Source organism: Bradyrhizobium sp. Bra64 (assembly GCF_024519875.1).
GTDB lineage: Bacteria > Pseudomonadota > Alphaproteobacteria > Rhizobiales > Xanthobacteraceae > Bradyrhizobium > Bradyrhizobium japonicum_G.
On sequence record NZ_JALJRD010000001.1, the window covers coordinates 482346 to 500629 of the forward strand.

General features: G+C 64.8%; 16 protein-coding genes. 9 read left to right on the forward strand and 7 right to left on the reverse strand.

Going from position 1 to position 18284, the window contains the following annotated elements:
- Positions 1-13: 13 nt before the first annotated feature.
- From pimC to NR187_RS02275, 7 genes are all read left to right on the forward strand, one after another.
- The gene (pimC, locus tag NR187_RS02245) at positions 14-1204 is read left to right on the forward strand and encodes a pimeloyl-CoA dehydrogenase large subunit (RefSeq protein WP_211382038.1); all 1191 of its coding nucleotides are present in this window, start codon (positions 14-16) and stop codon (positions 1202-1204) included.
- Positions 1205-1381: 177 nt separating this feature from the next.
- Entirely contained in the window at positions 1382-2524 is a 1143-nt protein-coding gene (gene pimD / locus NR187_RS02250; protein WP_256805622.1) for a pimeloyl-CoA dehydrogenase small subunit, read from the forward strand.
- 126 nt (positions 2525-2650) lie between these two features.
- Entirely contained in the window at positions 2651-3424 is a 774-nt protein-coding gene (locus NR187_RS02255; protein ID WP_256805623.1) for an SDR family NAD(P)-dependent oxidoreductase, read from the forward strand.
- Positions 3425-3531: 107 nt separating this feature from the next.
- Positions 3532-3825, forward strand: a complete 294-nt coding sequence (locus NR187_RS02260; RefSeq protein WP_256805624.1) for an endonuclease domain-containing protein — start codon at positions 3532-3534, stop codon at positions 3823-3825.
- The gene (locus NR187_RS02265; RefSeq protein ID WP_256805625.1) at positions 3743-3925 is read left to right on the forward strand and encodes a DUF559 domain-containing protein; all 183 of its coding nucleotides are present in this window, start codon (positions 3743-3745) and stop codon (positions 3923-3925) included. The genes NR187_RS02260 and NR187_RS02265 overlap by 83 nt, the downstream gene beginning before the upstream one ends.
- A 293-nt stretch (positions 3926-4218) precedes the next feature.
- On the forward strand, positions 4219-5724 hold the full coding sequence (gene glpK, locus NR187_RS02270; protein ID WP_256805626.1) for a glycerol kinase GlpK: 1506 nt from the start codon (positions 4219-4221) through the stop codon (positions 5722-5724).
- A gap of 177 nt (positions 5725-5901) precedes the next feature.
- Complete coding sequence (locus NR187_RS02275; protein WP_256806197.1) at positions 5902-6495, forward strand: N-acetyltransferase; 594 nt, start codon at positions 5902-5904, stop codon at positions 6493-6495.
- 222 nt (positions 6496-6717) lie between these two features.
- Here the strand turns inward: NR187_RS02275 and NR187_RS02280 are convergent, their stop codons facing one another.
- Entirely contained in the window at positions 6718-7131 is a 414-nt protein-coding gene (locus NR187_RS02280; protein ID WP_256805627.1) for a DUF6636 domain-containing protein, read from the reverse strand.
- 163 nt (positions 7132-7294) lie between these two features.
- Here NR187_RS02280 and NR187_RS02285 point away from each other — a divergent pair, with 163 nt between their 5' ends.
- Positions 7295-7924 (forward strand): glutathione S-transferase family protein, encoded by a 630-nt coding sequence (locus NR187_RS02285; RefSeq protein ID WP_256805628.1) that lies wholly within the window; start codon positions 7295-7297, stop codon positions 7922-7924.
- 16 nt (positions 7925-7940) lie between these two features.
- On the opposite strand, the gene NR187_RS02290 is transcribed toward NR187_RS02285, so the two are convergent.
- The 4 genes from NR187_RS02290 to metF form a co-directional block, all read right to left on the reverse strand.
- Complete coding sequence (locus tag NR187_RS02290) at positions 7941-8948, reverse strand: DUF3592 domain-containing protein (RefSeq protein ID WP_256805629.1); 1008 nt, start codon at positions 8946-8948, stop codon at positions 7941-7943.
- 88 nt (positions 8949-9036) lie between these two features.
- Entirely contained in the window at positions 9037-9804 is a 768-nt protein-coding gene (locus tag NR187_RS02295) for a hypothetical protein (RefSeq protein ID WP_256805630.1), read from the reverse strand.
- 474 nt (positions 9805-10278) lie between these two features.
- The gene (gene metH / locus NR187_RS02300) at positions 10279-14130 is read right to left on the reverse strand and encodes a methionine synthase (protein WP_256805631.1); all 3852 of its coding nucleotides are present in this window, start codon (positions 14128-14130) and stop codon (positions 10279-10281) included.
- A gap of 6 nt (positions 14131-14136) precedes the next feature.
- The gene (gene metF, locus NR187_RS02305; protein ID WP_211382047.1) at positions 14137-15057 is read right to left on the reverse strand and encodes a methylenetetrahydrofolate reductase [NAD(P)H]; all 921 of its coding nucleotides are present in this window, start codon (positions 15055-15057) and stop codon (positions 14137-14139) included.
- A gap of 378 nt (positions 15058-15435) precedes the next feature.
- Between metF and NR187_RS02310 the strand changes: the two genes are divergently transcribed.
- Entirely contained in the window at positions 15436-16449 is a 1014-nt protein-coding gene (locus NR187_RS02310; RefSeq protein ID WP_256805632.1) for an LLM class flavin-dependent oxidoreductase, read from the forward strand.
- A gap of 107 nt (positions 16450-16556) precedes the next feature.
- Here NR187_RS02310 and NR187_RS02315 read toward each other — a convergent pair whose 3' ends face one another.
- Positions 16557-17417 (reverse strand): prephenate dehydratase, encoded by an 861-nt coding sequence (locus NR187_RS02315; RefSeq protein WP_211382049.1) that lies wholly within the window; start codon positions 17415-17417, stop codon positions 16557-16559.
- Positions 17418-17438: 21 nt separating this feature from the next.
- A complete protein-coding gene (locus NR187_RS02320) occupies positions 17439-18179 on the reverse strand; it encodes a 3-deoxy-manno-octulosonate cytidylyltransferase (RefSeq protein ID WP_211382050.1) in 741 nt (246 codons plus the stop codon).
- Positions 18180-18284: the final 105 nt, after the last annotated feature.

The following is an 18284-nucleotide window of genomic DNA, read 5'->3' on the forward strand; positions in this document are numbered from 1 at the left end:
ACAGGAGGATCCGATGGATCTCGCATTCACGAAAGAAGAGCAGGCGTTTCGCGAGGAAGTGCGGTCATTCTTCCGCGACAACGTGCCGCCGGACACGCGGCGCAAGCTGGTCGAGGGCCGCCACCTCTCCAAGGACGAGATGGTGACCTGGTGGCGCATCCTCAACAAGAAGGGCTGGGGCGTCAGCCACTGGCCGAAGCAATATGGCGGCACCGGCTGGACATCGGTGCAGCACTACATCTTCAACGAGGAGCTGCAGTCCTATCCGGCGCCGCAGCCGCTCGCCTTCGGCGTCAGCATGGTCGGCCCCGTCATCTACACTTTCGGCAACGAGGAGCAGAAGAAGCAGTATCTGCCGCGCATCGCCAATGTCGACGATTGGTGGTGCCAGGGCTTCTCCGAGCCCGGCTCCGGCTCCGATCTCGCTTCGCTCAAGACCAAGGCCGAACGCAAGGGCGACAAGTGGATCATCAACGGCCAGAAGACCTGGACCACGCTGGCCCAGCACGCCGACATGATCTTCTGCCTCTGCCGCACCGACAACAATGCCAAGAAGCAGATGGGCATCTCCTTCATCGTGTTCTCGATGAAGTCGAAGGGCGTCACCGTGCGCCCGATCCAGACCATCGACGGCGGCGCCGAGGTCAACGAGGTGTTCTTCGACGACGTCGAGGTGCCTGTCGAGAACCTGATCGGCGAGGAGAACAAGGGCTGGGATTACGCGAAATTCCTGCTCGGAAATGAGCGCACCGGCATCGCCCGGGTCGGCGTCTCCAAGGAGCGGCTGCGCCGCATCCGCGATCTCGCCGGCAAGGTCGAATCCGCCGGCAAGCCGATCATCCAGGACGCCGCGTTCCGCGAGAAGCTGGCGGCCTGCGAGATCGAGCTGAAGGCGCTCGAGCTGACCCAGCTGCGCGTTGTCGCCGACGAAGGCAAGCACGGCAAGGGCAAGCCCAATCCGGCCTCGTCCGTGCTGAAGATCAAGGGCTCCGAGATCCAGCAGACCACCACCGAGCTCCTGATGGAAGTGATCGGCCCGTTCGCTGCGCCCTACGATGTGCACGGCGACGACGGCTCGAACGAAGCCATGGACTGGACCGCCCAGATCGCGCCGAGCTACTTCAACAATCGCAAGGTCTCGATCTACGGCGGCTCCAACGAGATCCAGCGCAACATCATCGCCAAGGCCGTGCTGGGGCTGTGATCTTCTCCTCTCCGCGGAGGCGGGGAGGGCAATTCTTCCACCGTCATTCCGGGGCGCGACGAAGTCGCGAGCCCGGAATCCATAACCACCAATCGGGATTATGGATTCCGGGCCTGGCCCTTCGGGCCATCCCGGAATGACGACGCCAAATAGTCCGGGTACGAGGAACCAAAGAACATGGATTTTGATTTGAACGAGGAGCAGCGGCTTCTCAAGGACAGCATCGACGGCCTGCTGACCGATTCCTACGATTTCGAGAGCCGCAAGAAATACATGAAGGAAAAGGGCGGCTGGAGCAAAGCGGTCTGGGGCAAGCTGGCCGAGCAGGGCCTGCTGGGCCTGCCCTTCGCGGAAGCCGATGGCGGCTTCGGCGGCGGCGGCGTCGAGACCATGATCGTGATGGAAGCGCTGGGCAAGGCGCTGGTGCTCGAGCCTTATCTCGCAACCGTCGTGATCGGCGGCGGCTTCCTGCGCCATGCCGGCACCGATGCGCAGAAGGCGGCGCACGTGCCCGGCATCGTCGATGGCAGCAAGACGCTGGCGTTCGCCCAGCTCGAGAAGAACTCGCGCTACGATCTGTTCGACGTCACCACGACCGCCAAGAAGAAGGGCGAGGCTTACGTCATCGACGGCGAGAAATTCGTCGTGCTCAACGGCGAGAACGCCGACACGCTCGTCGTCACCGCGCGCACCAGGGGGGATCGTCGCGACAAGACCGGCATCGGCGTATTCCTGGTGCCCGCGAACGCCAAGGGCATCACCAAGAAGTCGTACCCGACCCAGGACGGCCTGCACGCCGCCGACATCAGCTTCACCGGTGTCGAGGTCGGCAGCGACGCCGTAATCGGCAATCCCGAGGACTCGCTCGCCCTGATCGAGCGCGTCGTCGACGAGGCCCGCATCGCGCTCTGCGCCGAGGCCGTCGGCCTGATGGACGAGTCGCTCAAGACCACGGTCGAGTACATCAAGACGCGCAAGCAATTCGGCGTCGCGATCGGCTCGTTCCAGTCGCTGCAGCACCGCGCCTCCGACATGTTCGTCGCCACCGAGCAGGCGAGATCGATGTCGATGTTCGCGACCATGGCCGGTGATTTCGAGAACGCCAAGGAGCGCGCCAACGCCATCGCCGCGGCCAAGGTGCAGATCGGCAAGTCGCTGAAGTTCGTCGGCCAGCAGGCGATCCAGCTCCACGGCGGCATCGGCATGACCATGGAGGCGAAGATCGGCCACTACTTCAAGCGCCTCACCATGATCGAGAACTCGTTCGGCGACACCGACTACCACCAGCGCCGCGTCGCCGATGGCGGCGGGTTGATCTAGGTCTCTCCACCGTCATCGCGAGGAGCACTGGCGACGAAGCAATCCAGACTTTCTCAGCGGAAAGATCCTGGATTGCTTCGCTCCGCTCGCAATGACGGAGTACGCGGCGTCAGCGAGGCAACAACAATGAAAAACACCCCGTTCGATCTCACCGGCAAGGTCGCCGTGGTCACCGGCTCCAGCCGCGGCATCGGCCGCTCCTCCGCCGAGCTGCTGGCAAAGCTCGGTGCCAAGGTCGTGGTGTCCTCGCGCAAGGCCGAGGCCTGCCAGGAGGTCGCCGACGGCATCAAGGCGGCCGGCGGCGATGCCGTCGTCATTCCCTGCAACATCGCCCGCAAGGCCGAAGTCGAGGCGCTGATCGCGGGCGCAACGAAACACTACGGCAAGATCGACATCCTCGTCTGCAACGCCGCGGTCAATCCCTACTACGGCCCACTGCTCGACATCACCGACGAGGCCTTCGACAAGATCATGGGCAGCAACGTCAAGAGCAACATCTGGCTCTCGGCGCTCGCGATCCCGCAGATGGCCGAGCGCGGCAATGGCTCCGTCGTCATCATCTCCTCGATCGGGGGCCTGCGCGGCTCCACCGTGATCGGCGCCTACGGCATCTCCAAAGCCGCCGACTTCGCGCTGTGCCGCTCGCTCGCCGGCGAATGGGGCCCGAAAGGCGTCCGCGTCAACTGCATCGCGCCCGGCCTCGTCAAGACCGACTTCGCCCGCGCGCTGTGGGAAGACGAAGCCAACCTCAAGCGCCGCACCGCCACCACGCCGCTCCGCCGCATCGGCGAACCCGACGAGATCGCCGGCGCCGTCGCCTACCTCGCCTCGGATGCGTCGAGCTTCATGACCGGCCAGACCATCGTCATCGACGGCGGCGTGACCACGGCCGCGGTGTAGCTCTCTTTCACTTGCAATTTTGCCGCGAGCGCGCTCCACTTTACTCTCCCCTGAAGGGGGAGGGTCGCTCGCGCGAAGCGTGAGCGGGGTGGGGTGAAGCCACGGCAATGGTCTCCACATCAATACGCCGCGCCGCCGCGAAGAGGTTGAGGGCAAATACGACGCCGCATGAACGGATGCTTTGGCGCGCCATCAAGGAAATGCCGATCGAAGGCTCGCACTTCCGACGACAAGCACCGATCGGTTCTTGCATTGTCGACTTCTTCTGCCCGGCAAAGCGCCTGATCATCGAACTCGACGGCGGACACCATAACGAAGATGAGACGGCCGACCGAGATCGTGCACGGCAGAGCTGGCTCGAGAACGAAGGGCTATCGCGTCATTCGCTTCTGGAATTCTGAGATCACAAGCGATCTGACCGCCGTGCTCGAACGCATCCATGTCGAACTCTACGGATCGCGTGAGGCGGAAACAGCGCCCCTGAAACATCGCCGAACATAATGTTTCGAGCCCGCTTCTCTTACCCTCCCCTGGAGGGGGAGGGTCGCTACGCATGCAGCGCAGCGAAATGCGTAGCGGGGTGGGGTGACGGTCTCTCCGCGTCGAAAGCCGCCCGTGTGGAGAGATCACCCCACCCCGTCTCACATTTCGGTTCGCTCAATGCGAGCTTACCCTCCCCCTCCAGGGGAGGGTAAGCGCCTCTCGGCTTGACCTTCCCCTGCCAATCCCCTTTTCTTGGCGCGACACAATGATCCCTCTCGGGACAACGCCAAGAAAACGCCAGGGTAGCTACCATGTCTTTCGTCCTCGCCATCGACCAGGGCACCACCTCCTCGCGCGCCATCGTGTTCCGCAGCGACATTTCCATCGCGGCCCGCGCGCAGCAGGAATTCCCGCAGCATTTCCCGGCCTCGGGCTGGGTCGAGCACGAGCCGGAGGACATCTGGACCTCGACCGTGATGGTGTGCCGCGACGCGATCGAGCAGGCCGGCATCGGCGCAAAGGACATTGCCGCGATCGGCATCACCAACCAGCGCGAGACCACCGTGGTGTGGGACCGCGCCACGGGCCAGGCCGTGCACCGCGCCATCGTCTGGCAGGACCGCCGCACCGCCGACATCTGCGCCAAACTGAAAGCAGAAGGCCGCGAGCCGGTGATCTCGCAGAAGACCGGCCTGATCATCGATCCCTATTTTTCCGGCACCAAGGTCGCATGGATCCTCGACCACGTCCCCGGCGCGCGGGCGCGTGCCGCGCGCGGCGAGCTGATGTTCGGCACCGTCGACTGCTATCTGCTGTGGCGCCTCACCGGCGGCAAGGTGCACGCCACCGACGCCACCAACGCCTCGCGCACGCTGCTGTTCAATATCCACACCGGACAGTGGGACGACGAACTCCTGGAGATCATCGGCGTGCCGCGCTCGATGCTGCCCGAGGTGAAGGATTCCTCCGCCCGCTTCGGCGAGAGCGTGCCTGATCTCTTCGGCGGCGCCATCGCCATCTCCGGCATCGCCGGCGACCAGCAGGCCGCGACCATCGGCCAGGCCTGCTTCCGCCCGGGCATGATGAAGTCCACCTACGGCACCGGCTGCTTCGCGCTGCTCAACACCGGCACCACGCCGGTCGTCTCGAAGAACAAGCTGCTCACCACGGTCGCCTATCAGCTCGCGGGAAAACGCACCTACGCGCTCGAAGGCTCGATCTTCGTCGCGGGCTCGGCGGTGCAGTGGCTGCGCGACGGCCTCGGCATCATCAAGCACGCCGCCGAGACCGGACCTCTTGCCGATCAGTCCGACTCGATGCAGAGCGTCTATCTGGTGCCGGCCTTCGTCGGCATGGGCGCGCCCTACTGGAATCCGCGCGTCCGCGGCGCGCTGTTCGGCCTCACCCGCAACACCGGCCCCGCCGAGCTCGCGCATGCCGCACTGGAGAGCGTCTGCTACCAGACCTTCGATCTCTGGGCCGCGATGCGCGCGGATTGGCCGAGCTCGGAGACCGCCAGCGTCGTGCTCCGCGTCGACGGCGGCATGACGGCGTCCGACTGGACCATGCAGCGCCTTTCCGATCTGCTCGACGCTCCGGTCGATCGCCCCGTGATCCAGGAGACCACGGCGCTGGGGGCCGCCTATCTCGCCGGCCTCGAGGCCGGCGTCTATCCCGAGCCGACCAAATTCGCCGACAACTGGCGCCTCGAGCATCGCTTCAAGCCGAACATGAGCCAGGCGACGCGCGAGCGGAAGCTCGCGGGCTGGGCGCGTGCGGTGAAGGGCGTGCTGGCGAGTGATGAGGGGGAGGGGTAGCGGCACACGCTCTCTCTCCCTGTCATTGCGAGGAGCCCTTGCGACGAAGCAATCCAGACTGCCGCCGCGGAGACAGTCTGGATTGCTTCGCTGCGCTCGCAATGACGGCGTGTGGCGCTGCTGCCGCTCCTCAAACGGCACCGTCCTTCGACCCAATACGAAGGGAAGCAACCAACCATGATCCTTCCCGATGGCTATTCCGACGTCCCCGCCGGCAAGATCGCCGCCGTCGTCACTCATCTGGAGATGACCGCGCGCCCCTCACGCCGTGACGATCCGCCAGGCGCGTGGACGCTGCGCAGGGCCGATGCCCCCGCGCTTCATTGGTATCGCGATCTCCATCGCCGTGTCGGCGAGGAGTGGTTGTGGTTTTCACGGGCGCGCATGAACGACGCCGAGCTCGCCGCAATCATCCATGCACCGGGCGTCGAGATCTATGCACTTGTCGTGGACGGCCGCGATGAAGGCCTGTTGGAGCTGGACTTTCGCGAGGCCGGCCAATGCGAGCTGGTCTATTTCGGCGTTACCGCGCCATTGATCGGGACGGGCGCGGCCCGCTTCCTGATGAACCGCGCGCTGGAGCTCGCGTGGTCACGCGACCTCCGCTGCGTCTGGGTGCACACCTGCACCTTCGACCATCCGTCCGCCGTTGCGTTCTATCAGCGCTCCGGCTTCCGCGCGTTCCGCCGCCAGATCGAGATCGCCGACGATCCGCGGCTTGATGGCACAGTGTCGCGCAATGCGGCGAGGCATGTGCCGATTATTGAATAGTCTGCGGCCTACCCCCTCACTGTCATTGCGAGGAGCCCTTGCGACCAAGCAATCCAGACTGCGCCCGCGGAGAGGTTCAGGATTGCTTCGCTACGCTCGCAATGACGGAATGCATTGCGGCCGCGCCGCCCCTCGACCCGACGGTATCGCAGCCCGGATGAGCGAAGCGACATCCGGGGCTACCGCGCCCACATGTCGCTCCGCTCATGTGTGCTTACAAACTCAAAACACGTCCTGCTTCGCCCTTGCCAGCGAAAATCCCCGCTGCATCGCGTTGAAGCATGTCAGCCCGGTCTGCTCCGACCGGCAGGTAAATCCGCCGCGTTGCCACACCTCGCCATAGGCGAGCACCGGCAACGACGGATCCATCACCGTGTCGCCGGCGCAGATGCGTCCCGCGGCTCCCTTTGCGCTCATCTCGAAGGCGTTGCCCCATTCGAGTTCGCAATCGGCGGGCCGGCGCGGGCGGCTTTCCAGGTTCATGATGTCGCAGCGAAGAACGCCCTGGCCGTTATCGGTGAAGAACTGGCAGGCGATGTTCTTCGACGGCGTCTGGAAGCCGATCGGGCGGTCCTGCGTATGGGCGATGGTTGTTGCGATCAAAAGTCCGGAAATGCCAGGCAGCAGATATCGCATGAGATCGCGCCTCGGTCCGAAATCGTCATGCCCGGACTTGAACCGGGCATCCATCCTTATCCTATAATGACCTTGTGAAGAAGATGGATTGCCGGGCCTTCGCCGCGCCGAAGGGGCTTCGGCCCGCAGGCGGGGCAAGCCCGGCAATGACGAGAGGTGACCCATGTTCCTGATCGGCCAATACGACTCCCCCTTCGTCCGCCGCGTTGCGATCGCGCTGAGGCTCTATGGGCTCGCCTTCGAGCACAGGCCGTGGTCGACCTTCGGCGATGCCGACAAGATCGCGCCCTATAATCCGCTGCGCCGGGTGCCGACGCTGGTGCTCGACGACGGCGAGTCACTGATCGAGAGCACGATCATCCTCGACTATCTCGACGAACTGGTAGGGCCAGAGAGGGCGATGCTGCCGCGAAGCGGCGCCGAGCGGCGGAAGCATCTGCGCATCTGCGCGCTCGCCTCCGGTCTCGGCGACAAGGCGGTGAGCCTGCTGTACGAGCGCGTGCTGCGGAAGGAGCAGCTTGCGCTGTGGGTCGAGCGCTGCGAGGCGCAGATCGCGGACGTTCTGAAAGCGCTGGAGGCCGAGCGCGCCAAGGTGACGACGCCGTACTGGCTGGGGATGCGCATCGGCCACGCCGATGTCGCGGTGGCCTGCGTCGTGCGCTTCACCCGCGAGGCGCACCCGCTTCTGTTCGAGGCCTCGTGCTATCCGGCGCTGTCGGCTCACGCCGACGCCTGCGAGGCGCTGGCGCCGTTCCGGGAGATCGTGCAGCCGCTGGCACCGCCGAAGGGGTGAGCCGCATCACACGCCGCTACGCGAACCCGACCTTGATCAGGATCGTCAGGAAAAGGCCGCCGACGATCGCGCAGACCGCGGCACCGATCAGCGGACCCAGCGCGCCTTCCCGGCTCGCAGGCTCCAGCACCGCCTGTCCCGGCTGGTCCGGATCGTAATAGACGTTGACCTTCTGCCCGGGACGATATTTCGCCGCGGCCTTTTCGGCGACCTCGCGCAGCCCGGAGATCATGGTGCCGCCCCAATCGACTTCGGTGCCGATGAAGTCGCGCTTGCCGACCCTGTAGGCGTAGCGCAGATCGATCTGATAGCGGTGTACAAGCTTTGACGTCGTCGGTTTATCGTCGTGGTCGGTCTTCTCCTCGATGATCTCCTCGATCACATCGCAATGCGTGACCCTGCCCGACGCGGTCGGCCAGCGCAGGCTGGCGCTCGCCAGCCGGCGCGTCCGGACATACTCGGCGACGCAGAACATGCCGCCCACGAGCACGATGATCGGCAGCGCAAACGCGAACAGCGGAACGCCGTTGTCGGCGTAGAGAACGTGGCCGGCGAGCGAATGCGCGGTCAGGGTGGCGGCGATGACGCCGAACACCATCGTGAACGCCACCAGCGCCGCGACGTTCTGCGCGGCAGCAGGTTCGAGCAGCGCCTCGGTCGGTTGCCTCGGATCGACATGGACGTCGACATGCGCGCCGACCGGATATCGTCCGGCCAGTTTTGCGGCCAGAACCCGCGTCGTGATGACGGGGCCGCCGACAAATATCTTGTCGCTTTCCAGCTCCTGGCCGCCGGCCTGATAGCGATAGCGGATGATGGGCCTGGCGTCGTTCCGATCGTCCGAGGCGTGCGCCGAGGGCTGGTCGACCCGGGAGACCGTGATGATGCCATCCACCTTGTCCCAGCTTCGCGCGGCTTGCATCCGGCCCCGCATGCGGACCAGGTTGAACAGCGTCAATCCAAACAGCAGCACGGCGATGCCGGCGGCGATCTGTGTCCACATCAATTGTTGGGCGTTCAGCATCCGATCCCCCTGATCTTCGGCGGCGACCGCCATTGGTCGCGGCGAGCGCGCGTTGCGTTCACGGCAGGGGTGAGGTGCGGCGTCGATCCTACTTCCGCGTACAGGGCTTGATCTCGCCCGTCGCGTTCTTCAGGACGATCGGGCTCGGCGACAGCCTGATGCCGAAGAACAATTGGGAGCCGGAGACCTTGTCGTCCGAGCCTTGGTGTGCCTCCAGGTCGAGCTTCGCCGCGATCTCGGAGGTCAGCTTGGCCTTCTCCTCCATCGAGATCTTGTTGTGGTATTTGATCTCGTAGACGACGTCGGCTTCCAGCACGGACCGCGTCTGGCAGACGACGCCCCCGCTCGAAATGTTCTGGGTGACCGCGTCCTCGCATTCGGCCTTCAGCAATGCATTCCGGGTCGAGATCAGCGACTCGTCGGAAATCAGCAGGATGTTGGCATTCTCGAGCTTGAGGTGGATCGAGTCGACCTGCTGCATGCCGGCGACGGCGGACAGCTTGTCCCTGACCTGCGCGGACACGTCGAGATTCTTCTCGAGCGACTGCTTGAGGTCGCGGTCCACGGTCGGTGATTTCTGGATCTTGCCGGTCAGCAGCGCGGGATCGACCTCGCAGGTCGGATGCAGCTCCAGCCGGCCGTTGGTGAGATATTCGATCGTGTTGATCGTGCCGGGGCCCCCGAACGTGCTCGGCGGCACCACCTCGAAATATCCGGTTTCGGAGAGGATCGCCGTGATCGTCTGCTTCTTTCGCGGAAATCCGACCCAGACCGCGACCATCACGAGGGCCAGCGCGACAAAGACTCCACTACCAAGCCAAAGCCATTTGCGGCTTGCTACTTGCCTGGGCAGCACAACTGACTTCGCTCGCCGCATGGCACGTAGCCTTTCGGACAGTCCGCCGAGGCAATCGTGGGCAGCACGACAAGAACGATCGCGGCGACGAAGAGTGCAATGAACTGCTTCATATGTTCGACCCCAAGCAAACCGTCGGTTTGAAGGTAGTAGACCGACAGCGTAGCGAATCAAGGTTGAGCGGACAAGTGATCGAGTTCACAAGCTGCGGGTTCCCGCGAGCGAAGTTATGTCTGTTGCTTGTGAGCCGGAGGTCCGGATGCCGCCACTTGCTCCGTCATTGCGAGCGCAGCGAAGCAATCCAGACTGTCGCCGTGGAATGCGTAACGGCCGCAGCAGGCGATGATGGAATATTACAGGTGTTTTGCCCGACGGAGCAAGCCGTTTCGGCAAGACCGAAAATCTATCGAGCTTTTTCAACCCGATCCCTACTGTGCATGGGGTTGTTTTCCCGCTTTTTGCCCTGGAGGCGGGCTATCCCGCCCCCGCGCGCTTTTTCTGCCAGACGAGATGCACCGCGCAGGTGCAGCCGGGCGGATGCGAGGCAAGCTCCTTCGACGTCTCGTCGTTCGCCGGCGTCGCCGTAAAGGCCTTGTCGGGCGCCTGCTGCGACGGGATGTAGTTCAAGACCGGCGCGAGCCAGCGCTCGGTCTCCGCCACACTCATGCCCTTGCGCGCGGCGTAGTCCTCGACCTGGTCGCGCTCGATCTTGCCGACGCCGAAATAATAGCTCTCGGGGTTCGCGAAATAGAGCCCCGACACGGAAGAGCCCGGCCACATCGCAAAGCTCTCGGTCAGCTTTACGCCGGCGGTCGCCTCGGCGTCGAGCAGCTCGAACAGCGTCGCCTTCTCGGTGTGATCGGGCTGGGCGGGATAACCGGGCGCGGGGCGGATGCCCTGGTACTTTTCGAGGATCAGATCGTCGGGCGACAGCGCCTCGTCCGGCGCATAGGCCCAGAACTCGCGGCGCACGCGGGCATGCATGCGCTCGGCGAAGGCCTCGGCGAGGCGGTCGGCCAGCGCCTTGCACAGGATCGAGGAGTAATCGTCGTTCGCCATCTTGAAGCGGTCGGCGACCACATCCTCGCCGATCCCCGCGGTGACGACGAAGCCGCCGACATAGTCGGGCACGCCCGCAGGCGCGACGAAGTCGGCGAGCGCGGCGTTGAAGCGGCCTTCGCGCTTCTCGAGCTGCTGGCGCAGCGTGTGCAGCGTCGCGATGCTCCTGGTCCGGCTCTCGTCGGCGTAGAGCACGACGTCGTCGCCGTCGGCATTCGCCGGCCAGAAGCCGACCGTCGCGCGTGCCCGGAACCATTTCTCCTTGACGATCAGGTCGAGCATTTTGCGCGCGTCGTCGTAGAGCGAGCGCGCGACCTCGCCGACCTTGGCATCGTCGAGGATGGCCGGAAAACGCCCGGCAAGCTCCCAGGTCTGGAAGAACGGCGTCCAGTCGATATAAGGCACGAGCTCGGCGAGATCGTAGTCGTCAAAGCTCCTGGTGCCGAGGAAGGTCGGCTTCACCGGCCTGTTCGCCGCGAAATCGACCGGCACGCGGTTGGCGCGCGCCGCCGCCAGCTTCAGCCGCTTCTTGTCGGCCTGCGCGCGCAGATGCGCATCCGAGATTTTTGCGTATTCGGCCCGCACCTCGGCGGCGTAGGCGTCGCGCTTCTCGGGCGACAGCAGCGAGGAGGCGACGCCGACGGCGCGGCTGGCGTCGTTGACATGGACGACGGGACCGGCGCGGTAGCTCGGGTCGATCTTCACCGCCGTGTGCACCCGGCTCGTCGTGGCGCCGCCGATCAAGAGCGGCAGCTTGAGACCTTCGCGCTGCAATTCGCCGGCGAAGAACGCCATCTCGTCGAGCGAAGGCGTGATCAGGCCGGACAGGCCGACGATGTCGGCCTTCTCCGCCTTCACGGTCTCGACGATCTTGGCGGCCGGCACCATCACGCCGAGGTCGATGACCTCGAAATTGTTGCACTGGAGCACGATGCCGACGATGTTCTTGCCGATGTCGTGGACGTCGCCCTTCACGGTCGCGAGCACGATCTTGCCGGCGGAGCTCGATCCCTCGGTGCCGATGCCGTTGGCGAGGTTGCGCGCCTTCTCCTCCTCCATGAACGGCATCAGCCAGGCCACCGCCTGCTTCATGACGCGCGCGGATTTCACCACCTGCGGCAGGAACATCTTGCCGTCGCCGAAGAGATCGCCGACCACGTTCATGCCGGCCATCAGCGGGCCCTCGATCACGTCGAGCGGACGCTTCGACGCCTTGCGGGCTTCCTCGGTATCCGTTTCGATGAACTCGGTGATCCCGTGCACCAGCGAATGCGACAGCCGCTTCTCGACCGGCCATTCGCGCCAGGCCAGATCAGCTTCCTTGGTCTGGGTCTTGTTGCCGCGGAATTTTTCCGCCAGCGCCAGCAGGCGTTCGGACGCGCCCGGATCGCGGTTGAGGACGACGTCTTCGCAGGTCTGGCGCAGCTCGGCATCGATGTCGTCATAGACGATCATCTGCCCGGCATTGACGATGCCCATGTCCATGCCGGCCTTGATGGCATGATACAGGAACACCGAATGCATGGCTTCGCGCACCGGTTCGTTGCCGCGGAACGAGAACGACAGATTGGAGACGCCGCCCGAGATGTGCGCGCCCGGCAGGTTCTTGCGGATCCAGCGCGTCGCCTCGATGAAGTCGACGCCGTAATTGTTGTGCTCCTCGATGCCGGTTGCGATCGCGAAGATGTTCGGATCGAAGATGATGTCTTCCGGCGGAAAGCCGACGCGGTCCACCAGGATGTCGTAGGCGCGCTTGCAGATCTCGGTCTTGCGCGCGAACGTGTCGGCCTGGCCGGCCTCGTCGAACGCCATCACCACGACGGCCGCGCCGTGGCGGCGGGCGATCCCGGCTTCGTGAATGAACTTGTCCTCGCCTTCCTTCATCGAGATCGAGTTGACGACCGGCTTGCCCTGCACGCATTTCAGGCCGGCCTCGATCACCGAGAATTTCGAGGAATCGACCATCACGGGGACGCGGGCGATGTCGGGCTCGGCGGCGACGAGGTTCAGGAAGGTCACCATCGCCGCTTCGGAATCGAGCAGGCCCTCGTCCATGTTGACGTCGATGATCTGCGCGCCGTTCTCGACCTGATCGCGCGCGACCTGCAGCGCGGCCGTATAGTCGCCGTTGGTGATCAGCTTGCGGAAGCGGGCCGAGCCGGTGACGTTGGTGCGTTCGCCGACGTTCACGAACGGGATGGCGTCGGTCAGGATGAATGGCTCGAGGCCGGAGAGCCTCAAGCGCGGCTCGATCTCCGGCACGATGCGCGGCTTGTGCGGCGCGACGGCTGCCGCGATCGCCGCGATATGCTCCGGCGTGGTGCCGCAGCAGCCGCCGACGATGTTGACGAGGCCGTCGCGCGCGAACTCGCCGACCAGGCGGGCCATGTATTCCGGGGTCTCGTCATACTGGCCGAATTCGTTGGGCAGGCCGGCATTGGGATAGGCGCAGACCAGCGTGTCGGCGACGCGGCCGATGTCGGCGATATGCGCGCGCAAATCTTCGGCGCCGAGTGCGCAATTGAAGCCGATGGTGACGGGTTTGGCGTGCCGCACCGAATTCCAGAACGCCTCCGGCATCTGGCCCGACAGCAGGCGGCCGGACTTGTCGGTGATGGTGCCCGACACCATCACGGGCACGTCGATGCCGCGCGCTTCGGTGATCTCGGCGATCGCATAGAGCGCCGCCTTGGCGTTCAGCGTGTCGAAGATGGTCTCGACCAGCAGCAGGTCGACGCCGCCGTCGAGCATGCCGTCGATCTGCTCGCCATAGGATTTGCGCAAGTCGTCGAAAGTAACGGCGCGGTAGCCGGGATTGGAAACGTCGGGAGAGATAGAGGCGGTGCGGTTGGTGGGGCCAATCGCGCCGGCGACGAAGCGCGGCTTGCCGTCCTCGGCCTCGACGCGCCGTGCGGCATTGCCGGCAAGGCGGGCGCCTTCGCGCGCCATCTCGTAGACGATGCCGGTGAGATCGTAATCGGCCTGCGCGATCGAGGTCGTGGAGAAGGTGTTGGTGGCGACGATGTCGGCGCCGGCGCGCAAATACGCGGCGTGGATGTCCTCGATCGCCTGCGGCTGGGTCAGGATCAAGAGATCGTTGTTGCCGCGCAGGTCGCGATGAAAATTCTTGAAGCGCTCGCCGCGGAAGGCGGCCTCGTCGAACTGGAGGTTCTGGATCATCGTGCCCATGGCGCCGTCGAGCACGAGGATGCGCTCGCGCGCGGCATTGAGCAGGGCGGTACGCTTCGGAGAGGTGGGTACGGTCATGTTGTCTTACGCCGCCTTCTGCGCGCTCTTGGCGCGGATGCCGAGCAAATGGCTGATCGCGAACACGAGATCGGCGCGGTTCATGGTGTAGAAATGGAAGGTGTCGACGCCGTGCTTGGCGAGCTTCTGCACCTGGCCGGCTGCGACGGTGGCAGCCACCAGCTTGCGGGTCTCGGCGTCGTCATCGAGGCCCTCGAATTTCGCGGCGAACCAGTCCGGCACGGAGGTGCCGGCACGGGTGACGAAGGCTCTGGCCTGCTTGAAATTGTGCATCGGCATGATGCCCGGCACGATCGGGATGTCGATGCCGCGGGCGCGGACGCGGTCGAGATAGCGGAAGTAAAGGTCGTTGTCGAAGAAGACCTGCGTGATCGCGCGCGCAGCGCCGGCGTCGACTTTGGCCTTCAGCGTGTCGATGTCGGCGTCGAAGTCGCGCGCCTCAGGGTGCTTCTCGGGGTAGGCCGAAACCGACACCTCGATGTCCGCGTGCCGCGTCTTGATGCCGGCGACGAGGTCTGCGGAGCTCTGATAGCCGTCGGGATGGCTCGAATAGGGCGTGCCGATGCCGCCGGCGGGATCGCCGCGCAAGGCAACGATGTGGCGGACGCCGACCTCGTGATAGCGGTCGACGATCTCGTCGATCTCGCCGCGCGAGGCGCCGACACAGGTCAGATGCGCGGCCGGCAGCAGCGCCGTTTCCTTGAGGATGCGCGAGATGGTCGAATGGGTGCGCTCGCGGGTCGAGCCGCCGGCGCCATAGGTCACCGAGACGAATTTCGGGTCGAGCGGGGCCAGCCGGTTGATGGTGTCCCAGAGATTGCGCTCCATATCTGCCGTCTTGGGCGGAAAGAACTCGAAGGAGATCGCAGGACGCTTCAGGTACCCGTCTTGCCCGTCGGCTTGGGCGGGAATCGTCGCGTTAGTCATGGCACCACTCACTCCAATTTCAGGCGACCGGCGGTCAGGTCCAGCTTCGAAGGTCCAAGATAGGGCAAAGGCGGCTTGATCGACAGCCCATCAATGATGGGAAGTGGCCCACTTCACACGTATTATGTTGAATTTTAGCTCCTATCCGCTATATCGTGGGATGGTCACCGATCCATAAATATATCAGTATTGCAATACTTTATTGGATCTTTGGATGCTTGACGAGGCAACTAAGGGTGTGGGCCACGTGAATTTCTGATGATTGAGAGGTCGCTTGTCCCAACCATTCGCTAAGGGCGAGCCGGCCTGCCGCCCGCACGTCAGATCTGCGCAGCCTGCCCATTGCCGCCGCGCTGCCCTCCACTACGTTAACGCGCGATGATCCCGCTCTCAGTCCTCGACCTCTCCGTCGTCACCACAGGCACCAAGCCCGCCGCGGCGCTGCGCAACAGCATCGATCTGGCGCGCCATGTCGACGGGCTCGGCTATGTCCGCTACTGGCTCGCCGAGCACCACAATCTCGCTTCCGTCGCGAGCCCTGCGCCCGACGTGATGATCGGGCAGATCGCGGCGGTGACGAAGCACATCCGCGTCGGCTCGGGCGGCGTGATGCTGCCCAACCACGCCCCGTTGGTCGTGGCCGAGCGTTTCAAGATGCTGGAGGCGCTGTTTCCCGGCCGCATCGATCTTGGCCTTGGCCGCGCGCCCGGCACCGATGGCGCCACGGCGTACGCGCTTCGCAGCCGGCTCGATCGCCGCGAGGGCGACGATTTCCTGGAGCGGCTGCACGAATTGATCCTGTGGCAGACCCGCGAATTCCCTGCTGGGCATCCCTACCACAACGTCGTCGCGATGCCCGACGACACGCCGTTGCCGCCGATCTGGCTGCTCGGCTCCAGCGATTATTCCTCGGAATTGGCGGCGCAAGTCGGCATGGGCTTCGCCTTCGCCCATCATTTCGCGTCCCACGACGCGATCGATGCGATGGTGCATTACCGCAATCGCTTCCAGCCCTCGGCCTGGAGTGCGAGCCCGCGCGCGATTCTCGCGGTCGCTGCTATCGTTGCCGATACCGACGAGGAGGCCGAAAAGCTAGCCACCTCGTTCGATCTCAACCGCCTGCGCCGCGACCGCGGCCAGTATCTGCCGTTGCCGAGCGTCGAGGAGGCGACGGCCTATCCCTATACGGCGTCCGAGCGCACCTCGATCCTGCGCAACCGCTCGCGCCTCTTCGTGGGCAATCCGGCGACGGTGCAGAAAAAGCTTCAGCCATTGATCGATGCCAGCAAGCCGGACGAGTTGATGGTGATCACGGCGGTCTACGACCACGACGCGCGAAAGAGGTCGTATTCGCTGCTGGCCGAGGCGTTCGGGCTCAGAGCGGCCGCGTAAACACTATCGTGCCCCGGACGCATCGCCCTTCAGCGGTGCGCCGCAGAGCCGGGGCCCATTGGAGCTTCTGGATCCCGGCTCGCGCTCCGCGCGTCCGGGACACGATTTCAATCCTGCTGCGTCTCGCTGAATGTCGCGCGGAACGGATGCCCCGGATACACGCCGACGATGCGGAATTCGCGCGAGAAGAATTTCAGTTCCTCGATGGCGAAGGCGAGGCCCTTGTCCTCGGGGTGGCCGTCGACATCGGCGTAAAACTGCGTGGCGAAGAAATTGCCGTCGACCATGTAGCTCTCGAGCTTGGTCATGTTGACGCCGTTGGTGGCAAAGCCGCCGAGCGCCTTGTAGAGCGCGGCCGGCAAATTGCGCACCCGGAACACGAAAGTCGTGACCAGCGGACCTGAGCCTTGCGCGGCCCATTTCGGTTCGCGCGCCAGCACCACGAAGCGCGTGGTGTTGTGCGCCTCGTCCTCGATATCCTCGGCGAGGATGTCGAGGCCGTAGATCTGTGCGGCGAGGCGCGAGGCGATCGCGGCGACGGTCTTGTTGTTGCGCTCGGAGATGTCGCGGGCGCTGCCTGCGGTGTCGGCGTGCACGATCGGCTTGATGCCGAGCTTGCGGATGATGCGGCGGCACTGGCCGAGCGCATGCACATGGCTCTCGACGCTCTTGATGTCCTCGAGCTTGGTCCCCTTCACCGCCATCAGCTGGTGCCGGACCGGCAAGAACCATTCGCCGATGATGAAGAGGCCGGAGGCCGGCAGCAGATGATGGATGTCGGCGACGCGGCCCGCGACCGAATTCTCGATCGGGATCATGCCGAGATCGGCCTCGCCCGAAGAGATCGCCGACAGCGCGTCTTCGAAGGTGGCGCAGGGCATCGGCTCGGCGTCGGGATAGGCTTCGACGATAGCGATGTGGGAATTGGCCCCAGGCTCACCCTGGAATGCGATTTTCATCTTGCTCATGCTCGGCTTTGTAACAGCGGCTCAGGATTTGGAAAGGATGCTGCGCGCGGTCTCAAGGTCCGCCGGCGTGTCGACCCCGCGGGGCACGGTATCGACGATGGTAAAGTCGATGCGCATTCCGGCTTCCAGGGCCCGGAGCTGCTCGAGCTTCTCCTGTAATTCCAGCGGCGAGGGCGGCAGCGAGACGTAGCGCTCTAGCGCGGCGCGGCGGTAGGCGTAGAGGCCGATATGGTGGTAACGCGGTCCGTCGCCGGTCGGCGCCGTGGCGCGGGTGAAATAAAGTGCGCGCATGCGCCTGCCACCGAGCGAGGTCCCGATCGCCTTCACGACGCTCGGTGCGAGGTCCTCCTCCTGGGTGTGGATCTGCGAGGCCAGCGTCGCGATGTCCACGGCCGGATCTTGCAGCGGCGGCAGCACCTCGCGGATGTTGTCGATCGTAATGGTCGGGAAATCGCCCTGGAGATTGACCACGATCTCGGCCTTGCCGTCCGGATCGAGCTTCTGCATGGCCTCGTGGATACGGTCGGAGCCGGAGGGGTGCTCCGGGCGTGTCATCACGGCCTCGCCGCCATGGGCAGTGACGACCGAGGCGATCTCGGCCGTGTCGGTTGCGACCGCCACCCGGCCGATTCGGGCGGCTTCGGCGCGGCGCATCACGTGCACGATCATCGGCAATCCCGCGATATCGGCGAGCGGCTTGCCGGGCAGGCGGGTGGCGGCCATGCGGGCCGGGATCAGCACCAGGATGCGGGGATCGGTCATCGGGTCAAGGGCCTGGAAACGGGGCGTTTTCCGCGCCGAGAAATGGGGTGGGGACGGGCCTGAAGCCCGCTCGCTTATACGGGTTGCCAGACCCCGGGCAAACCG

What these genes read in the sequence shown, in the direction of transcription:
- NR187_RS02265 (WP_256805625.1), top strand. Translation starts at nt 3,743, where the DNA reads ATGAGACGGCCGACCGAGATCGTGCACGGCAGAGCTGGCTCGAGAACG.
- NR187_RS02260 (WP_256805624.1), top strand. Translation starts at nt 3,532, where the DNA reads ATGGTCTCCACATCAATACGCCGCGCCGCCGCGAAGAGGTTGAGGGCA.
- glpK (WP_256805626.1), top strand. Translation starts at nt 4,219, where the DNA reads ATGTCTTTCGTCCTCGCCATCGACCAGGGCACCACCTCCTCGCGCGCC.
- metH (WP_256805631.1), bottom strand. Translation starts at nt 14,130, where the DNA reads ATGACCGTACCCACCTCTCCGAAGCGTACCGCCCTGCTCAATGCCGCG.
- NR187_RS02285 (WP_256805628.1), top strand. Translation starts at nt 7,295, where the DNA reads ATGTTCCTGATCGGCCAATACGACTCCCCCTTCGTCCGCCGCGTTGCG.
- pimD (WP_256805622.1), top strand. Translation starts at nt 1,382, where the DNA reads ATGGATTTTGATTTGAACGAGGAGCAGCGGCTTCTCAAGGACAGCATC.
- pimC (WP_211382038.1), top strand. Translation starts at nt 14, where the DNA reads ATGGATCTCGCATTCACGAAAGAAGAGCAGGCGTTTCGCGAGGAAGTG.
- NR187_RS02315 (WP_211382049.1), bottom strand. Translation starts at nt 17,417, where the DNA reads ATGAGCAAGATGAAAATCGCATTCCAGGGTGAGCCTGGGGCCAATTCC.
- NR187_RS02255 (WP_256805623.1), top strand. Translation starts at nt 2,651, where the DNA reads ATGAAAAACACCCCGTTCGATCTCACCGGCAAGGTCGCCGTGGTCACC.
- NR187_RS02320 (WP_211382050.1), bottom strand. Translation starts at nt 18,179, where the DNA reads ATGACCGATCCCCGCATCCTGGTGCTGATCCCGGCCCGCATGGCCGCC.
- NR187_RS02310 (WP_256805632.1), top strand. Translation starts at nt 15,436, where the DNA reads ATGATCCCGCTCTCAGTCCTCGACCTCTCCGTCGTCACCACAGGCACC.
- NR187_RS02275 (WP_256806197.1), top strand. Translation starts at nt 5,902, where the DNA reads ATGATCCTTCCCGATGGCTATTCCGACGTCCCCGCCGGCAAGATCGCC.
- NR187_RS02290 (WP_256805629.1), bottom strand. Translation starts at nt 8,948, where the DNA reads ATGCTGAACGCCCAACAATTGATGTGGACACAGATCGCCGCCGGCATC.
- NR187_RS02280 (WP_256805627.1), bottom strand. Translation starts at nt 7,131, where the DNA reads ATGCGATATCTGCTGCCTGGCATTTCCGGACTTTTGATCGCAACAACC.
- metF (WP_211382047.1), bottom strand. Translation starts at nt 15,057, where the DNA reads ATGACTAACGCGACGATTCCCGCCCAAGCCGACGGGCAAGACGGGTAC.